We start from the raw sequence: 15714 nt of genomic DNA on the forward strand, positions 1-15714 counted from the left end.
GGCGGCGGCGGCGGGGGCGGCGGCGGCGGGGGCGGCGGCGGAGCAGCCGGTTCGCCGAAGTTGTACGCCAGGGTGCCGAGCAGCGAGTGCGAACGCCAGCGGGTGCTGATGTTTTCGCCAGCCGGGCCGACGAGGTCGACGTTCGACACGTTCATGAAGCGATACTTCAGACCCACATCCCAGTGCGAGCTGATCGGAGCACGGATGCCCGCGATTGCCTGCCATGCGAAGCCGGTGTCCGAATCGTCGATCACGTCGGCGTGGACGCGAGCCACACCGGCACCACCGCCGACGAAGCCCTGAAGGCCGTCGTCCGGACCGAAGTCCAGAAGGCCGTTGACCATGAACGACAGGTTGCTGGCGTCAGCGCCGCCCGAGTTCTTGATCGAAGCCTGGCGGTAGCTGGCTTCGGTTTCGAGACGGAACGGGCCGAAGTCGTAACCGAGCGTCGCACCACCGTCGAAGCCCTTGTTGAAGTCGAAAGTGGTAGTTTCGCCGTCAACGACGGTGTCAGCGTCTTCGACGATCATGCCGCCGAAGTCGAGTTCAAGATACCACGACTTGTCGCGCGCCAGCGCGGGAGTGGCGAAGGCGGTCGAAGCCAGCGCCAGTCCAAGGACGAGTTTCCTCATACGTTTCCCCTACTAAGAGATTTGGAGCCACCGAGTGCGAGAGTGTCTAACCCCTTGGCTTTACGTGTGCAAGCGCACATTAAACGCGGCTGTTGCAAATATGTCGCGTTTGCGGGGGCTTGGGAGGCTGTTGCGCCATCGTTATCCAGATTTTGCCACACCCCTGAAGCCCCTGTTTCCATTGCACCCGTTATGCCAAGGGCAGAATACCCAAGGCTTGGAGAGCCGAGACCAGATCTTTGATCGCGGTCCGAGCCTCCCCATCAACAATCGTCCCTCCAAGTAGTTCCCCGGGGAGCGAAGCTTTTCTCCAGAAACCGAAAAATAGCATTTCCGATCCGCTTGAAGCGTCGAACACACGCATGCCGTCGCGGGGAGGAATGAAGATCCAGCCGCCAGCGCGGTATAGGGCGACGGCGCCATCGCGCCCGGCCCATGCGCCGGTGGCTTCCGGCGCGACTAGCCAAGCGTCGTTTTCTGCGTAGTTCTGCGGTGGTGCTATCGCTTCGCCGATGATCATGCAGTGCATCAATGCATCAGTCAGCAACACACCTTCGTTGACGAAAATCTCCTTCTGGGCTTGTCCGGCGTGAAGCAGAGGCAGGGCGAAACGGGGGCTGGTGTCAGCAAACGTCACGGGATCGGGCATGTCGAAAGCTCCATCGATTTCATTCAGGGAAGAACGGCAAGCAGCAGGGGAGCAGAAAGCGCGTGTGTGCCGAGCTGGCGCACCTGGAACCTTGCACCGGCATGGTGGGCGAGGGGCGCAAGCGCGGCAGCATCAATACCCAGTTGCGGTGTGTCGGTAGTCCAGGTCCCCAGCGGGGCGTCAATTTCACCAAGCGTGACGATGTAGCGTTCGGCCTGCTCCACCAGGGGTACGTCTATGCCGTCCTGCCAGGACCATCCACCGCGCGCCCTGCGCGTCCATGAAAGTATCCATGAGCCATCGGCGGCGAGGGTGCGGCGGGCATGGACTGGTGCCAAAGGGCGCAACGCGATTCCGCCAAGATGGACCGGCGAAAGCGCTGCCTCCGAATCGCCTCGCCCGAACGCCAGTACGCGCCGGTCGGAGCCGGATCCGAGCAAGCCCGTGTCGAGCGCTACAAGACTCGTCCCCAGCAGCACGAAAGCTTCGGCATTCGCATGGCCGGCGACGGCGCCTTCAGTGCCGCCGCGCCCGCGCAGGAGGCCGTCAAGACGCCACCGCCCCTGTCCGAGCGGGGTTGCGTGCAGGAATTGAACCAGTTCCTCTCCGACAAGGGCGAGGTTCATACCTGCGGCAAGGCGGCGCATATCGATACTGGGCAGTTGCATGGTCGGATCGACAAGCTGGACTTCCAGCTGAGAGCCGCGGTCGAGCAGCAGCGGGTTTGCGGGCGGTAGTATCGACAGCGCGGATCCCATCACTGCGCGCGCACGTCCGCTGGGGCCGAGCGGGGAGAGCGCGCCGTCTCCCCGGTCAGCGTAAAGCGCTGCACCGCCCCAGCCGGCGCTTGCCGATGAGACCGCCGCGACGGCGCGGGCCGCATCGGGAGAACCGTCCGCAGCATCGAACGGCAGTTCGAATGCAGTCAGCGCGGTCTGTCCGGGGGGGAGATCGGCGGGGAGATTGACCCGCCCAGGGGACGAGCCAAGCGCTGGCGGGGTGGTAGCCCCCACGGGAAGCGCCCGTTCAAGCGCGAGTTCGATACCGCCCTCACGCCATTCCCATTCACGGATACGCCACTGACCGTCGATGCCGGGGAGCGTGACGAGCGCTCCGGGGGCGATATGCGGGTGGAGTTCGCTGGTACGCCATGAAATCCGGTCGCGCGTCCAATCGATCCGGCGTGATGTGCGTTCGATCATGCTGCGCGCGGCGGAGGCGGTAAGCGCGGCTGGCAGATCAATGGCAGCGGGCTCTCCCGCGAGGCTGCGACCGGTGGCGCGCTGAAGGCTGGCCTGGTAGTCGCGCTCGACATCGTAGTAGCGCAGTATCGAGGGCGAATTGTCGAGCGGGGCCGCGCGGTGGCGGGTGAAGCCGGTCAAGGAGCCGAAGTCGTCGTCCGCCGTCGCCACGGCCGGCTCGGAAAGCGAAATCGCGGCAGTCTGGCGACGGTCGCGGGCAATGACGAGATCCTCTCCGGCGGCATCCACTTCCAGTGGCATGATCTGGGCGAAGGTTTGCAGGTCGGCGGCGGGTGCGCCTTCGCTGCTGTATCCGACGACCTCGGGAAGCTTTACAGCGCCATCCACGTCTTCGAGCGTCGCGCCGATGACGTCGTGCAGCGCGAAATCGTCGTCCGCGATGACTTCGAAAGTGAGTGAAGGGATGCGGTTGTAGAAGCCTGAAAGATCCAAGTCTTCGAAAACCACATAGGCGACGCCGCGATAGGCGGGGCAGCGTTCGACGCCCTCTGCCGAGGCAAGAAGCGGGTCAGCCGCCTGATCCCCTTCGCCGGTATGAATGCGCAACGTTCCGGCGGCCTTCAGGACACCGTCTGCGCCGCGCAGAAGTTGCCCGTCCGCCCAGATCCGGCCAAGCGCGCGGATCGGCCTGCTGGAAAGGGCAACCGCGAAGTTGGCCGAATAGCTGTAAGTGGTGACAGAAGGGCCGCCCTTGCCGCTTCCCTGCACTTCGCTGCGTTCTACAAGGTCGGAGGCCCAGATGACCGAGCCCGCCGTGCGCATCCGACCGAAATGGCGGGGTAGCAATTGTCCGTAGCTCGAGGTCGTAACCGCCAGTTCCTTGAGGCGTGGCCCTTCGCGGCTGGACGAGCCGAACAGGGCCGTGTCGAACTGGCTGCCGATCATCGAGCCTATCGTCCCGCCAAGCGGACCGCCGAGCATCGTGCCGATGCTTCCGAAAACAAGCGTCGCCATATCAGTTCCCTGGGTTGGAGATGATCCGCCAATGGCGCAGGCGCGGCCATTCGGGCGGCAAGGTCCCGCGAACTACGCGGCGCAGCCCGGCGTGGGCGTGGACGACTGAGGCCGGGCAGACGACGAGAGCCAGATGCAACTGGCATGGCGATGGGCGAACCATCAGCAGGTCGCCCGGGGCCAGGGCATCGTCTACGACTTCCATCCCCAGCCGCGCGGGATCGAGCCAGTCATCAGGCACAGCACGGTTGCGCAGTGGATAGCCGTTTGCGAGGTGTACTGCTCGCCCAGCACGCACAAAAGCCGCCTCGATCACACCCACGCAATCCAGCGCGATGCCCGGCTCGCGGCCGTGGAGGCGGAACGGGGTGCCGAGAAGGCCAAGCGCGGCGGCTGCGAGGTCTGCGCCTGTCATCGGCGCGGTCATTGTGAAGGCCCCGGATAGCGGGTGAGCATGTCGTTGCCCGGAAGGAAAGGCTCGCCACGGAAATTGACGGCGTTGCCGAACCTCTGGGCGCACGTGTCCAGCGTATGGTCGCACCCCTGACGCAGCAGGGCGCGGGTGCCGGGTTCAAGTGCTTCGGAGAGCGGGACGTCGAGGATAAGGCCGGTATTCGTGCCACCCATGACCCCCATCGCAATGCCCGCCTGCGGCCCGTCGAGCCAGCGCAGCGAGCCGCCTGCATGCTCTGTCGCATCGGGCGTGCCGTCGAAAAGTGCGGTATTGGCGAGAGTGTCAATGCTGCGAAGGCGCACTTCGCTGGAGAACTTCTGAGGGTTGAGATTACAGCCCGGAGCGCAGAAATCAGCGCGGCAGGCAGGGCTGGTGCGTGGGGTGGCATCGCGCCACAGTTCTGCCTTTCGCGAGACGAGTTCGGCGGAAAATGCGCCATCGTCCTCACTGACGGTGCCGATGATGCCTGCGTAGAGCATTTCGCGCTCCAGCGTTTCCCAGTCGATAAGGCCGATGCGAACTTGCGCGCCGTCGAATCGGCCAGTCGCAAGGTCGACGCTGCTGATCGCCTCATGAGTCAGCGAGCCGCGCACTTCGGCGCTGTCGGGCTCGAACCCCGCGCTCTTGCGGATGGCGCTGGGCACCATACCCGGTGATGCGCGGTGAAGCACGCCGTCGAACCACAAGTCGCGATCATGCGAGGTGAAACCCAGCGTCACCCCGTCCGTGCGCAGGATGCGCCAGAAGGTGGCGACGGCTTCCAGATCCTGTGCGAACCAGGTGCGGGTCATGATGCCTCCCGGATTTCGACGACGGGCACGCTGGGGGCCTCGCCCGCAGCAAAGGCGGCGCCGGATACCTGCAGGCTGTCTTCGGCGAAGCGGACGGGCACGTCGAACAGGAAGCCCGCGCACACTCGCGCGCCTGCGGCTGGTGCCTCGTCAAAGGCGATCACGCCGCCGGGCGCCAGCGCCCAGTTGCCGACTTGCAGGGCGCCATCGATGGATACCAGGATCGTTGCGAAGTCGGGCCGTGTTATGCGGCGGACCTGTGCGGAATCGCCATCTCCATAGCGTTTCAGCAGCGGGAAGTCGGCTTTCAACCCGTCACCAACGGCGATCTCCTGGTCGAAAGGGGCCGGCGCACCGATCATGCCGTTCGAGCTGAAATCGCTTGGGTCGCGCAGGCGAAATCCGCGTGCCGGGCCGCGACGGGCGCGGAAGAAGGCGATGAGGGTGCCCAGTTCCGCCTCCGACCGCACGCCGGGGCCGACATCGAAGCGCAGGCGCGCGTCGGACCATAGCGAATTGCGTCGTTCGAAACCGGATGCGGTGACCGATACGCTGGTTGAGAATTCGGGCACCACGGTCGCGTCGCGGCCAAGGGCGAGCGGATAGAGCACGTCGTCGAAGGCCTGCATGGGGTCGGTTCCTGGCGTGGGTGATGATGACGATGAGGGTGAAGGGGGCAGGCGGACGTATCCGTCGCGCACGACCTGCGGCAGCGCCCAGACGACGACTTCGTGTGGTGAGCGGGCCATGGCCTCGTCGATCCCGGCGTCGATGTGGCGCCATTGGTCGCGCTGGTCCGCCCGCAGCACGAAGCCGGCAAGGTAGTCCTGCTCGTGCGGGGGGTAGCCAAGGCGCGCGTCGACTTCGGCGTGAGCCTTCCGGCGGTTGCCGTCCGCCCCGGCGGTGAGCCAGTCGTAGTCTTCCACCTGCAGCCGGTCGAACGCCGGGGCGGCCCATCCCAGTGGCAGGTTGGCGCGCTTGAGTTCGGGCATGTCCGGCGCCAGCAGCGTCGGCGTGAAGACCAGGGCCAGCGCCTCTACCGGCGCGGGAGAGACTGCGGCGCGGACGGCGGCCACAAGGTCGGCGGTCGATTGCGCCAGCAACGCGCCCGCGTGATCGAGCAGGTCGGTCTGTTCAGCGGTCAACGGCGCGCGCATGTCCCGGATGGCGGTGGGCGCGCCGCCAAATGCGGCGCGTGATGCCGCATCGTAAAGGCAGATGCGTCCATCACCGAAAGTCCACCACCACGGTTCGCCGACCTGGAAGCGGACGGGCGCACCGGTATCGGCCAGCATGGTGGCAAAGGCGCAGGCGACGGCCTGCAGCCACTCCATCGCCTGCGGATGCGTGGGCGAGAGCAGCGTCGAAGGCGGATCCCAGCCGGTCAGCGCCGGATTGCCGTCGAAGTCGCGCTGCTTCCATGCTTCGGGACAATGCTGGTCGAGCAGTTCGTAGGACAGCGAGGCCATGGGGCTGAGGCCCGCCGCGATGCATTCGGAGAAGAACGCGCGGTGCCAGCTGCGGGTGGGGCCGTTGAGCGGATCGCCCGGCTGCCCGGCCAGAAATGCCTCTCCGACCCGCCCCAGTCGGAAGTAGTGGCTCATGCCCAGATAGTGGACCACCGAGCCCCGATAGCCGAGGCGTCGTGCGCAGCGGATCAGGCGGGCGGGGGTCTGCACGCCCTGATCGTCGTAGCCGGTGGCGATGGCAAGGCCGTTGGCCGGCATCGCGACATCGCCGATCCGCACCATCGCACCCGCGCCGTCAGTGACGATCCCGCTCATCTCGAACCAGCCTTCGGCCTCATGCGGAAGGGGCTCTACGCTGGCTTCGTCGTAACCGGGTGGGGCGAACGTGATGAACATGCGCTCGATGGCGCGGGGATCTACGCGGTCGGCGTCGGCGGGGAGCGAGAAGCCGCCGTCGAGCGCCGAGAAGTCCAGCGTGATCACGGCATCCTCCGCGGTACCCTGCGCATAGTTCCAGAGGCGCACGTACCAGGTACGCGGCGCGCCGGCATCATCCTGCCCTTCGATCGTCAGCGTCGGGCCGTTAATCGCATCAAGCGGGATCAGGCCGCCGGAACGCCACCGGAAACGCAGCGAGGTATGCGCGTAGTCCCGATTGGTGTCATAGGCGAGCAGCGGGTGGTCGAGCGTATCTACACTGTCCCAGATCAGGCCGCCAAGGTCGGCCCGGCGTAGGAAGGATGCTTCGACGCGCAGCGCATCGGGGGCGGTCGAAACCACCGTCGCCACCATCGGGCGAGGGAAGTTCACGGTCCAGAAGCGAGGATCGAAGCGTGTGATCCAGTCGCTTGCCTGACCGGTGCGCTTGCCGGCTAACCAGAAAGCCATGGCCGGTTCTCCTCAGTTCGAAAGGGCGCGGCGCACCGCGCTGGCGACCTGCCGGCTGGATCGCTGGAGCGACTGGGGCGCGGAAGAACCACGCGGGGCGTTGAGGTTGATCGCCACGCGCACGTCGCGGCCGCTTGCACCGCCTGCCGGGCTTCCGGTTTCTATTCGCCCGGCAGAGGTGGGCACGAACAGTTCCGGCCCGCGTTCTCCTACGATGTAGCCGCGGCCCGGCGAGACATTGCCCCCGGTCGCGCGTCCCGGCAGGCCGAGCGCGCCGGTCAGCAGACCCGCGATGTCCATCCCGCCTGAGGTTGCGCTGCCCGTTCCGCCGCCGATGAGCGCCGAGGCAAGCGTCTGCGCCGCTTGTCCGGCAATGGCGTCCAGGGCGGAGGCGGCGGTGCGCTTCAGGTCGTCGAAGCCCAGGCTGCCCTTGCGGATCGCGCCGGAAAGGCCCCGTTCCAGCGCGTCGCCCGCGCGGGTGAAGCCGGAGACGAGGTCTCCATCAACGGCGCCGCGCATCCGGGCAATGTCGCGGGTAAAGCCGTCGGTGCCGGCGCGGACTTCGATGAGAAGGCTGTCGATTTCATCATCCATGATCGTCTTCCCTCAGCTTGGCCATCAGGCTGGTCAGAGCGTCCCGGTCGAAGCCGGATGTGGCGCCGGGTGAAAGCAGGCCGAGCGCGGCGGCCAGTTCGGCCGGGGTAGCGGCCCAGAAATCGTGCGGCCGCCACCCCAGGGTACGCGCCGCCAGTCCGCACAGGGCGAGCGAGGCGGCGGCGAAAGTCATGCGGCGCCTTTCAGGATCTGGCCGAGCAGCACGCGCAGCGGGGCGGCGCAGGCGGCAAGCCCCTGCGCCACGATCGCCGCGCCCACTGTCTCGCGATCGGGGCGGTCGGCTTCGGGCAGGCAATGCCAGAACAGCGTGGCGATTTCGGCAAGACGCAGGTTTCCCGAACCGGCGCGCTCCACCAGCGCGAACAAGGGGCCAAGTTCCTCTTCGGCCGCGACCAGCGCGGTGAAGCTGGGGCGCATGATGTATGCGGCGGCGCCGATGACGATCGGCAGGGCGGTTTCGCCCCGAAGGGTATTGGGCCGCCTGGCTTGTGCGTGCTGAACGGTCATGCCGGGACGACCACACCCGAGCTTTCCAGCTGCAGCGTGTAGTTACGCTCGCCGTTGAAATCGCCCGCGTAATCCAGCCGTTGGACAAGGAATTGGCCGCGCAGCCGTTCGCCGTCTTCGAAGCTGAGCTCGTAGTCGTCGAGCGTGCCGGCCATGGCGTTGGCGCGCACTTTCGCTTCGGCACTGCTGCCCAGGAAAATGCCGGCCGCACTGACCGAGACCGATCGCACGCCGGCGCCAGAAAGAAGTTCGCGCCAGCCGCCGCTGTCCTTGGAGGTGACGACGACTGCGTCCCCGGTAACTGACATCTGCGTGGTGCGCAGGCCAGCTACGGTCTGGTAGGCGGCCGGGGTGCTGCCGTCGGAAATCTTGAGAAGGAAGGCGCTGCCTTTCTGGGCGGGCATGGTGAAACTCCTTGGTCGGGATCGGAGACAGAGGGCGGACGCCTAGTTGGTGAGCAGGCGGAACCGGTATTCGAGCAGGATCGCGCGGCGGCTTTCAGCGCGCTGTTCGGCGCGGGCGCGCAGGAACTGGATCGTGGCGATCTGGAAGCCGGGTTGCGTGCGGGGCAGGGTGTCCACCCGCGCTTCGAGGGCGGAGACAAGCCCGGCCGCGACATCGGGCGCATCGCCCCGGCAGTGCAGTTCCAGCGCGACGCGCACTTCGCGGCCGGGGGTGGTCTTGCAACTCCAGTCGGCACTGGCGCTGGAGGCGATCGCCAGCCAGGGCAGGCTGGTGCGCGACGGGGCTTCCTCGACCACCGCGTTGAGATGTGCGGCCAGTGTCGTATCGGCACCCAACCAGGCGATGAGGGCGGCGCGAAGGGCGATTTCCATGGCTTATCCTTTCGCGAAGAGCGGCCAGATCAGGCCCGCATGGCGCCAGCGACGGTCATCCTGCCGGGCAGCACGGCGGCGGCTGGCGGCCCAGGCGGTGGCAAGCGTGGCCGCACGGGTGGCGAGCCTGCCGACGAGGGCATCGAAGTCGGTCTCGGCCTTCATGCCAGCCGCATCCGGCGCCATGGACGCCACAGCGCGGCGACAGAGGCGGGCGGCAGCGGTGCTGCGGCATCGTCGTCACGGCCGCGGTGCTGGTGTGCGGCAAGGCGGATCAGTCCGTGGCGGAAGCCGTCAGGCAGGGCTTCCCATTTGGATGCAAGTCCCGCGATGAAGCGCACCGAGAGGAAGCTTTCCGTACCGAGCAGTGATGCGCGTACACGGCCGGTGCCATCGGCATCGAGGTCTGCTTCCCAGCTGGAGCAGGGCAGCGCAACGCAGGCCCCGTCCGCGTTGATGGCGTGGAGAGTGGTGATGGCCAACACCGGGCGCGTCGCCAGCTTCTGCCAGCCGGAGCAGGCGGGAAGCAGTTCGTCGCACACCGCCTCGATGGGCAGGATGCCGGTAAAGGCCTCGCAGGTTTCCAGTGCGGCGGTGAGCAGCGCGGTCAGCGGTGCATCATCGGCGCCGGTGGTGATGCCCAGCCACTGTTTCAACTCGGCAAGCGCCGGGGTCGGCAGGGCGGCCGGCGTGAGGATGGCCCGCTTCATGGGTGTCTCCGAATGGGGGGAAGGGCGTCATCCCTGTGGCCGTTGCCACGGGGATGACGAAGAAGTTGCCCGCGCCGCCGCGAGGGGGGAATAGCGGCGCGGGCGCTCGACCCGTGGGGCGTCAGGCCGAGATCTTGAGCAGCTTGATCGCGTCCGAATCGAGCACCTGGCCGCCGATACGCTTGGTCGCGTAGAAGTGGACGAAGGGCTTGTTGGTGAACGGATCGCGCAGGATCGAGGTGGCGGTGCGTTCCGCGATCAGGTAGCCGGCGCGGAAGTTGCCGAAGGCGATCGGCAGCGTGCCGGCGGCGATATCGGGCATGTCCTCAGCCTCGACCACCGGATAGCCGAGCAGGCGGTTGGGCTGCCCTTCCATCAGGCCCGGCTGCCAGAGGAACGAGCCGTCCGCGGCCTTGAGCTTGCGCACCTGCGCCAGCGTCTTCGAATTCATCACCCAGCTTGCGCCCTGGCGATGGCCCGCCTTGAGCGAGTGGACAAGGTCGATCAGCCTGAGTTCCGGCGCGGTATCGAATGCGGCCGCATTGCCCGAGACGATGTGCTGCAGGGTGCCGAACGGACGGGCGCCGTCAGCGGCGGTGCTGGTGGTCCCGGTCAGAAAGCCGCGCGGCTGGTTGGTGCCGGTGCCGGTGACGAAGGCGGCGCCTTCTGCACGGGCGAATTCCATCGCGATCTCGTCCGCCAACCAGGACTGGATGTCGAAGGCTGCATCGTCCAGCATGGCCTGACTTGCCGCCGGGTTGGCATAGAGTTCACCCGAGGGCGGGGCGATTTCTGCGAAGACCGGAGTGGCAGTTTCGGGACGCGTGGCGGTTTCGCTTACCCAGCCCGACGCGGTGCCGCCGGTGGTGATGAGCTTGCGATAGCCCGCCGTGCTGGTCTGCACGACCTGCGCGATCGAGCGGATCGGGCTGATGGCCTTCAGCCGGGCAGAGATCAGCGCGTCGATCTCACGCGGGACGGTATAGCCGCCGTCGGTCGCCACCGCGCCCGAGAGCGACTTCAGTTCCGTCTCGCGGCCGGAGCGCAGGTAGCCCTGCACGAAGCTTTTCACCTCGATGCTCGGCGCCGTGCCCGCGCCTTCGATCAGCGGCCGGGAGGCCGCGCGCGAGACGCGGTCGAGGCGGGCCTTCACGTCATCGACGTCGCTGCGCAGCGCGGTGACGGCGGCATCGGTGGCATCCTGACGCGCGACCAGGTCGAACGAGGCGTCGATTGCCTCGACAGGAGCAGTGGATTCCATGGGTATGCACCTTTCTGTGGTGGGAAACGGGGGGAGATGGATGCCGGATGGCTCAGGCGATCAGATGGACGCGGGCGCCGTGCTGCATCGGGTGCGTGACCAGGCTGACCTCGAACAGATCGACGTCGAGCAGCTCGCGCCCCGCGTCGGAGCGGCGGCTGGAACGGGCGCGGTAACCAAACGAGAGGCCGGTGACCGATCCGCGCCGAAGGGCAAGCCCGGCCGCGCCGTCCGGGTTGTCGATCACGGCGACGACGCGCAGGCCGCGCTCGTCCTCGGCCACGGTCTCGACCCAGCCGATGCGCAAATCCGCGCGGTGCTGCCACAGCAGCGGCAGGGGATCGCTGCGCTCTGCAAGGGTGCGGGTGAAGGCTCCGGCGCGGATGGTGTCGCGCCCGGCATCGGGCTTGTCGAACAGGGCGGCGTAGCCCGCGAACCTGACCGGTGCGGGGCCGAGAGGGGCAGGAGCGCTCATCGCAGCAACTCCGTGGCGCCGCAGCGGACCGTCAGGCCCAGCAGCAGCAGGGCGAGGGCACCGCGCATGATCCAGCCGACGACAGTGCGCCGCGCGCTCGATTTCGCATCGCGCCAGGCCTGCAGCAGTTCTCGCAGTTCACCCACATCCTGCGGGGCGGTGGCATCGTCCAGGCCGATGCGGGACAGCATACGCCGCGCGCCCACTTCGCTCGCTTCCTCGACCATGGCGCGCAGGGTGACGATGTCGCTCCCCTGTGACGCCGCCTGCGCGAGCAAGCCGGCCAGCATGTCGTTTGAGTTCATGATTTGTTCCCTTCATCAAGGCCCAGAAGCGCGCGCTTTTCGGCCGCATCGAGGAAGTCTGCGGAACTGACCTGCGCCCAGAGCCGTTCGCGGTCCTCTGCCAGCGCGGGTACGCGGTCGAGATCGATGGCCAGCGTCGCCTCGGGGAACCACGGGGCAAGGCCCTCTCCCAGCGCAGCGAAGATCTTGGCAGCCAGCGGCAGCAGCGTCAGCCGCCAGAGCGCGCGGTTGGCTTCGCGATAGTTGTTGTAGGTCGCATCGCCGGGCAGGCCGAGCAGCATTGGCGGGACGCCGAAAGCCAGCGCGATATCGCGCGCGGCGGCGGCCTTCAGGGTGGCGAAGTCCATGTCCGCAGGGGTCATCGCCATTGCCTGCCAGCTGAGCCCGCCTTCCAGCAGCATCGGCCGGCCGGCATTCGCCATCCCCGTATAGGCGGCGGTGAGTTCGGCCTTGAGCCGGTCGAACTGGTCGCCCGTCAGCGAGGAGCCGTCCGGGCCTTCGTAGACCAGCGCCCCGGAAGGCCGCGCGGCGTTTTCCAGCAGCTGCCGGTTCCACGCCGAAGCGGCATTGTGCGTGGCGATCGCCTCGTCGGCGGCGCACAGGCATCCGGCGCCGTAGTGATCGTCCGCCGGATGGAAGTGGCGGATGTGGATGACGTTGGGCGATGCGTCCTCATCCAGCAGCGCGATCGACAGGCGCCGTCCGGCCACGTCATAGGCATAGGCAGATGGCCAGCCGTCCTCACCCGCGATGATGGAGACGCGCTCGGGCCGCAGCGCGAACAGCTCCACCGGACGGCCGCGCGCATCCTTCATGACTTGCACATAGGCATTGCCGTGAAGCAGCAGCTGCGATGCCAGCGTTTCCAGCAGCGACTGCCCGGCGCTGGTGTCAGTGACGAGCGCGCTTAGCGCGGCGTCGGTTGGCCTGAGCGGCGCTCCGCCGATACCTTCGGCCACCAGCCGGACGGCGCGCTGGGCAACCGGGTTTTCCAGATAGGCGCGGCGGGCCGCCTGGGTATATTCAAAGGGGCTGCGGCCCCCAAAGTTGCCGGCGTCGCCGCACTGGCTGAAGAACCATGGCGATGCTGCGCCGCGTGCCAGCGGAACGCGGGGACTCTCGCCCTTGAAGGCGGCGACGAGCGATTCGAGGAAGGACACTTCGGGTTCCTTTCAAGAGGGGAAACTGGGGAACAGGGAAGCCTTGGGGCGCTCTTCAGGCGACGCGAACCTTCGGCTCCGAACCCTTGGCAAGCATCAGCTCGCTCAAGGCCCATACCAGAGCATCGGCGCGATCGGGGGAGCGGCCCGGTCCCTGATATCCGCCGCCCGCCAGTAGTCCGCACAACTGGTCTTCCAGTGCCGCGAACGTTCCGGCGTGGCGGACCCGGCCGGCTTCGTAGAGCGCTGCGACGGGCTCGGCCCGCGCGGCCTTGCCGCGGCTGGCATGGACCAGCCGTAGCGGCAGCGATACTTGCGCTGCTCGCAGGACCGATCCGACCATTGCGCCGCCCTGGTTCGCCTCTGCCACGACGCGGTCGGCATTCCAGGCTTCGGCAGTGGCGGCGACCGCGCGTGCCCAGCGCTCCGGCCCGGCCTTCTCGACCGAGGCGTCGGCAAGGACATGGGCGGTTCCGTCTGCCGCCAGCGCGGCAACGACGATGCCGCAGGCATCTCCATCGGCCGAGGCGGGAGGATCGACGGCGACAACCACGCGGGTCGGTTCCGGCGCGGCATCCTCGCGGCAGGATTCCAGCAGGGTGCGGGTCCACAGAGCGCCTTCGATGTCGACGATGAGGTCTCCGTCCAGTTCCTGACGGCCAAGCAGGCTGCCGCCGTAAGTCTCGCGCATGGTTTCGAGGAAGCGCGGGGGCAGGTTGGCGGCATTGTCGTAAGTGCTGCCCTGGGTGACGACGACGCCCGCTGCATGGCCATCGGCGATAAGGCGCATCACCAGCGGCATGGCGCGTGGAGTGGTGGTGGCGACTACACGCGGGTCGGTGCCAAGGCGCAGGCCCATCATCAGGTTGTCCCATGCCATTACGGCGCGGCCCGAGGCGTTGTCCCACTTGGCCACTTCATCGCACCAGGCGTGGCTGTGCTGAGGGCCGCGCAGCGATTCGGCCTCGGCGGCGGAATAGAGCGTCGCCTGTGCCCCGTTGGGCCATGTCAGGCGGCGCAGCGAAGGTTCGAAGACCGGCCGCCGCCAGGGCGCACCGATGCTGAGCAGGCCGCTTTCGCCCTCAACCATGACGGCGCGCGCTTCGGAAAGGTTGGCGGCGACAAGGGCGATGCGGGCGGTGGGTTCGGCTTCGGCCACGGCGGCGGTCCATTCCGCGCCGCAGCGGGTCTTGCCGAAGCCGCGCCCGGCCATGACCAGCCACACGCGCCAGTCTCCGGCGGGCGGCAGCTGTTCGGGCCGCGCCCAGAGCCGCCAGTGCCAAGCCCATTCGCGGCGCTCTTCTGGATCGAGGATGGCCAGATGGCTTTCTATCTCGGCAGCGGTTGCGTCGCGCAGCCAGTCGTAGTCAGCCATCCGCCTGGCTCCCTGCTTCGCTTGCACGGCGGGCGATCACCTGGCGGCGCAGCTGTTCCAGCTTGGCGTCGATCGCGGCGCGCACGACAGAAAGGTCTTCGTTGTCGCGCATGGCTCTTTCGCGTGCCACGGTTTCCCGGTGCAGGCCCAGCAGGCGCAGGGCGTTGGCGTTGTCGAACTTGACCGCGCCGTCCTTCGGCTCGCCGAAACGCAGGCGGTGAAGCACTTCGAGTTCAAGGTTCTGGTAGCCTTCGAGCAGCGCGGTCTGCCACTTGCGGGCGAAGTCGGGCTCAACCCGGCGGGCCTTGTAGGCGCGGCTGGGATGGGCGCGGGCAATGGCGGCAGCGGCGGTGACATTCGATGTCTCGGCCAGCGCTTCAAGGAAGTATCGGCGCCAGTGACTGTGGAGGTCACCCTCTTCCTCTTCCATCAAGGCGGCGCTGATCCTGGTTCGCGGACGGCGCGGCTCGGCGCCGGGCGAAGCCTGTTTAGGCTCGACCATCGGGGGTTCCTGTCACTGGAGGGGCGGGCGAATCGGCGGCGCGGTCACTAACCGGCGCCGTTCCCTGTATGTACCTATTCGACACGCTGGTGTCAAGATAAAATAACCAAATCGGTTCTTAGCTTCATGCTTGCCGCAGTGCAGCGCGGCCAGTAATCAGGGCGCGATCGAAGAAGGGAACGGGAATGCTGCGCAGCCTTTACGAATGGACCATGGCAAAGGCGGCGCACCGCCATGCAGGCTGGTGGCTGGCCGCATTCGCCTTCATGGAGGCAAGCTTCTTTCCCGTTCCGCCGCATCCGCTGCTGGGCCTGATGTGTCTGGCCGAACCGAAGAAGGCGATTCGCTACGCCGCGATCGCCACGCTGGCGTCGGTTGCGGGCGGCCTGCTGGGCTATGCCATCGGCCACTTCGCCTATGCCGCTTTCGGGGAAGCGCTGCTGCGGGCGCTGCACTTGTCGGAAAGCTTCCCGAAAGCCGCCTGCTACCTGCGCGATTACGGCGCAGAGATCATCATCGTGAAGGGCGCCACGCCGATCCCGTTCAAGCTGCTGACGATTACTGCGGGGTTCATCGGCATGAACCTGCTGGTTTTCGTGGGCGCCTCGATCATCTCGCGCTCCATCAGCTTCATGATCGTGGGTGTGTTGTTCCGCCTGTTCGGCGCGCCGATCAAGGCGGTGATCGACAAGCATCTGGGCAAAGTGACGGTGGCGTTCGTCGTCGCCATCCTTGCCGGTTTCCTGGCCGTCAGCATGCTCGGCGGCGGGTCGAAGCAGACCAGCGAGAAGTGCGCATCGGCTGTGGCGGCAAAAACCGTCTGAGCGCTTGGCCCCGGCGGGGCACGCGGCTTAGCCTCTTTCCCGATA

General features: G+C 67.1%; 20 protein-coding genes. 1 reads left to right on the forward strand and 19 read right to left on the reverse strand.

Annotation, left to right across the window (positions count from 1 at the left end; all coding sequences use genetic code 11):
- From A8V01_RS11475 to A8V01_RS11560, 19 genes are all read right to left on the reverse strand, one after another.
- Nucleotides 1-632: outer membrane protein (locus A8V01_RS11475; protein ID WP_146037239.1), on the reverse strand; the 632-nt coding region annotated here is incomplete at its 3' end.
- A gap of 190 nt (nt 633-822) precedes the next feature.
- Nucleotides 823-1281, reverse strand: a complete 459-nt coding sequence (locus A8V01_RS11480) for a DUF2793 domain-containing protein (RefSeq protein WP_103095994.1) — start codon at nt 1279-1281, stop codon at nt 823-825.
- A 23-nt stretch (nt 1282-1304) separates the two neighbouring features.
- Complete coding sequence (locus A8V01_RS11485) at nt 1305-3497, reverse strand: phage tail protein (protein ID WP_103095995.1); 2193 nt, start codon at nt 3495-3497, stop codon at nt 1305-1307.
- A gap of 1 nt (nt 3498) precedes the next feature.
- Nucleotides 3499-3912 (reverse strand): hypothetical protein, encoded by a 414-nt coding sequence (locus A8V01_RS11490; RefSeq protein WP_245892441.1) that lies wholly within the window; start codon nt 3910-3912, stop codon nt 3499-3501.
- An 8-nt stretch (nt 3913-3920) separates the two neighbouring features.
- Nucleotides 3921-4742, reverse strand: a complete 822-nt coding sequence (locus A8V01_RS11495) for a DUF2163 domain-containing protein (RefSeq protein WP_103095997.1) — start codon at nt 4740-4742, stop codon at nt 3921-3923.
- On the reverse strand, nt 4739-7099 hold the full coding sequence (locus A8V01_RS11500) for a DUF2460 domain-containing protein (RefSeq protein WP_103095998.1): 2361 nt from the start codon (nt 7097-7099) through the stop codon (nt 4739-4741). Before A8V01_RS11500 ends, A8V01_RS11495 begins: the two co-directional genes overlap by 4 nt.
- Nucleotides 7100-7111: 12 nt before the next feature.
- Entirely contained in the window at nt 7112-7693 is a 582-nt protein-coding gene (locus tag A8V01_RS11505) for a tail tape measure protein (protein ID WP_103095999.1), read from the reverse strand.
- Nucleotides 7686-7886: a phage tail assembly chaperone gene (locus A8V01_RS11510; RefSeq protein WP_103096000.1), complete on the reverse strand. Its 201-nt coding sequence runs from the start codon at nt 7884-7886 to the stop codon at nt 7686-7688. The genes A8V01_RS11505 and A8V01_RS11510 overlap by 8 nt, the downstream gene beginning before the upstream one ends.
- Nucleotides 7883-8221 (reverse strand): GTA-gp10 family protein, encoded by a 339-nt coding sequence (locus tag A8V01_RS11515; RefSeq protein WP_103096001.1) that lies wholly within the window; start codon nt 8219-8221, stop codon nt 7883-7885. Before A8V01_RS11515 ends, A8V01_RS11510 begins: the two co-directional genes overlap by 4 nt.
- Nucleotides 8218-8625, reverse strand: a complete 408-nt coding sequence (locus tag A8V01_RS11520) for a phage major tail protein, TP901-1 family (RefSeq protein ID WP_103096002.1) — start codon at nt 8623-8625, stop codon at nt 8218-8220. The genes A8V01_RS11515 and A8V01_RS11520 overlap by 4 nt, the downstream gene beginning before the upstream one ends.
- Nucleotides 8626-8667: 42 nt before the next feature.
- Complete coding sequence (locus A8V01_RS11525; protein WP_103096003.1) at nt 8668-9057, reverse strand: DUF3168 domain-containing protein; 390 nt, start codon at nt 9055-9057, stop codon at nt 8668-8670.
- A gap of 3 nt (nt 9058-9060) precedes the next feature.
- On the reverse strand, nt 9061-9222 hold the full coding sequence (locus A8V01_RS28575) for a hypothetical protein (protein WP_170065901.1): 162 nt from the start codon (nt 9220-9222) through the stop codon (nt 9061-9063).
- Nucleotides 9219-9767: a head-tail connector protein gene (locus A8V01_RS11530; protein ID WP_103096004.1), complete on the reverse strand. Its 549-nt coding sequence runs from the start codon at nt 9765-9767 to the stop codon at nt 9219-9221. Before A8V01_RS11530 ends, A8V01_RS28575 begins: the two co-directional genes overlap by 4 nt.
- Before the next feature lie 121 nt (nt 9768-9888).
- On the reverse strand, nt 9889-11028 hold the full coding sequence (locus A8V01_RS11535; protein ID WP_103096005.1) for a phage major capsid protein: 1140 nt from the start codon (nt 11026-11028) through the stop codon (nt 9889-9891).
- A 52-nt stretch (nt 11029-11080) separates the two neighbouring features.
- A complete protein-coding gene (locus A8V01_RS11540; RefSeq protein ID WP_103096006.1) occupies nt 11081-11503 on the reverse strand; it encodes an HK97 family phage prohead protease in 423 nt (140 codons plus the stop codon).
- Nucleotides 11500-11808, reverse strand: a complete 309-nt coding sequence (locus A8V01_RS11545) for a DUF6127 family protein (RefSeq protein ID WP_103096007.1) — start codon at nt 11806-11808, stop codon at nt 11500-11502. The genes A8V01_RS11540 and A8V01_RS11545 overlap by 4 nt, the downstream gene beginning before the upstream one ends.
- A complete protein-coding gene (locus A8V01_RS11550) occupies nt 11805-12968 on the reverse strand; it encodes a phage portal protein (protein ID WP_103096008.1) in 1164 nt (387 codons plus the stop codon). The genes A8V01_RS11545 and A8V01_RS11550 overlap by 4 nt, the downstream gene beginning before the upstream one ends.
- A 55-nt stretch (nt 12969-13023) precedes the next feature.
- The gene (locus A8V01_RS11555; RefSeq protein WP_103096009.1) at nt 13024-14343 is read right to left on the reverse strand and encodes a DNA-packaging protein; all 1320 of its coding nucleotides are present in this window, start codon (nt 14341-14343) and stop codon (nt 13024-13026) included.
- Nucleotides 14336-14845: a hypothetical protein gene (locus A8V01_RS11560; RefSeq protein ID WP_103096010.1), complete on the reverse strand. Its 510-nt coding sequence runs from the start codon at nt 14843-14845 to the stop codon at nt 14336-14338. The genes A8V01_RS11555 and A8V01_RS11560 overlap by 8 nt, the downstream gene beginning before the upstream one ends.
- 185 nt (nt 14846-15030) lie before the next feature.
- Here A8V01_RS11560 and A8V01_RS11565 point away from each other — a divergent pair, with 185 nt between their 5' ends.
- Nucleotides 15031-15669: a YqaA family protein gene (locus tag A8V01_RS11565; RefSeq protein WP_103096011.1), complete on the forward strand. Its 639-nt coding sequence runs from the start codon at nt 15031-15033 to the stop codon at nt 15667-15669.
- The last annotated feature ends 45 nt before the right edge of the window (nt 15670-15714 follow it).

The organism is Novosphingobium guangzhouense, from assembly GCF_002896965.1.
Taxonomy (GTDB): Bacteria; Pseudomonadota; Alphaproteobacteria; order Sphingomonadales; family Sphingomonadaceae; genus Novosphingobium; species Novosphingobium guangzhouense.

Bases quoted from the DNA above. Each gene is read 5' to 3' on its own strand.
- A8V01_RS11545 (WP_103096007.1), bottom strand. From the start codon at position 11,808: ATGAACTCAAACGACATGCTGGCCGGCTTGCTCGCGCAGGCGGCGTCA.
- A8V01_RS11535 (WP_103096005.1), bottom strand. From the start codon at position 11,028: ATGGAATCCACTGCTCCTGTCGAGGCAATCGACGCCTCGTTCGACCTG.
- A8V01_RS11480 (WP_103095994.1), bottom strand. From the start codon at position 1,281: ATGCCCGATCCCGTGACGTTTGCTGACACCAGCCCCCGTTTCGCCCTG.
- A8V01_RS11565 (WP_103096011.1), top strand. From the start codon at position 15,031: ATGCTGCGCAGCCTTTACGAATGGACCATGGCAAAGGCGGCGCACCGC.
- A8V01_RS11485 (WP_103095995.1), bottom strand. From the start codon at position 3,497: ATGGCGACGCTTGTTTTCGGAAGCATCGGCACGATGCTCGGCGGTCCG.
- A8V01_RS11525 (WP_103096003.1), bottom strand. From the start codon at position 9,057: ATGGAAATCGCCCTTCGCGCCGCCCTCATCGCCTGGTTGGGTGCCGAT.
- A8V01_RS11560 (WP_103096010.1), bottom strand. From the start codon at position 14,845: ATGGTCGAGCCTAAACAGGCTTCGCCCGGCGCCGAGCCGCGCCGTCCG.
- A8V01_RS11510 (WP_103096000.1), bottom strand. From the start codon at position 7,886: ATGACTTTCGCCGCCGCCTCGCTCGCCCTGTGCGGACTGGCGGCGCGT.
- A8V01_RS11495 (WP_103095997.1), bottom strand. From the start codon at position 4,742: ATGACCCGCACCTGGTTCGCACAGGATCTGGAAGCCGTCGCCACCTTC.
- A8V01_RS11515 (WP_103096001.1), bottom strand. From the start codon at position 8,221: ATGACCGTTCAGCACGCACAAGCCAGGCGGCCCAATACCCTTCGGGGC.
- A8V01_RS11490 (WP_245892441.1), bottom strand. From the start codon at position 3,912: ATGACAGGCGCAGACCTCGCAGCCGCCGCGCTTGGCCTTCTCGGCACC.
- A8V01_RS11500 (WP_103095998.1), bottom strand. From the start codon at position 7,099: ATGGCTTTCTGGTTAGCCGGCAAGCGCACCGGTCAGGCAAGCGACTGG.
- A8V01_RS11555 (WP_103096009.1), bottom strand. From the start codon at position 14,343: ATGGCTGACTACGACTGGCTGCGCGACGCAACCGCTGCCGAGATAGAA.
- A8V01_RS11520 (WP_103096002.1), bottom strand. From the start codon at position 8,625: ATGCCCGCCCAGAAAGGCAGCGCCTTCCTTCTCAAGATTTCCGACGGC.
- A8V01_RS11505 (WP_103095999.1), bottom strand. From the start codon at position 7,693: ATGGATGATGAAATCGACAGCCTTCTCATCGAAGTCCGCGCCGGCACC.
- A8V01_RS11540 (WP_103096006.1), bottom strand. From the start codon at position 11,503: ATGAGCGCTCCTGCCCCTCTCGGCCCCGCACCGGTCAGGTTCGCGGGC.
- A8V01_RS11530 (WP_103096004.1), bottom strand. From the start codon at position 9,767: ATGAAGCGGGCCATCCTCACGCCGGCCGCCCTGCCGACCCCGGCGCTT.
- A8V01_RS28575 (WP_170065901.1), bottom strand. From the start codon at position 9,222: ATGAAGGCCGAGACCGACTTCGATGCCCTCGTCGGCAGGCTCGCCACC.